General features: G+C 67.1%; 1 protein-coding gene. It reads left to right on the top strand.

What is annotated here, in order from left to right; all coding sequences use genetic code 11:
- Positions 1-35: 35 nt before the first annotated feature.
- On the top strand, positions 36-289 hold a 254-nt coding region (locus GV790_RS29905), incomplete at its 3' end, for an MFS transporter (RefSeq protein WP_425343132.1).

Raw genomic sequence — 289 nt, 5'->3', positions numbered from 1 at the left:
ATCCTTCCCAGGGGGCCGCGGCCCATACTGAGCCGATGAGCGGTGCGGTCGCAGTCGCTGAACGGGCCCCCGAGCCGATGAGCCGGGCCAAGACCAATGTCGTGTTCGGCACCATCATGCTCGGGATGCTGATGGCCGCATTGGATCAGACCATCGTGTCCACGGCATTGCCGACGATCGTCGCCGATCTCGGTGGGGCCGGGCATATGGCGTGGGTGGTCACCTCGTACCTGTTGGCCGAAGCGGTGGCGACGGCGCTGGCGGGCAAGCTCGGCGATCTGTTCGGGCG

It is taken from the genome of Nocardia cyriacigeorgica, assembly GCF_010858045.1.
GTDB classification, from domain to species: domain Bacteria; phylum Actinomycetota; class Actinomycetes; order Mycobacteriales; family Mycobacteriaceae; genus Nocardia; species Nocardia cyriacigeorgica_E.
Note: the sequence above shows the minus strand (reverse complement) of the source record. Positions and strands in the feature narration are given on the sequence as shown.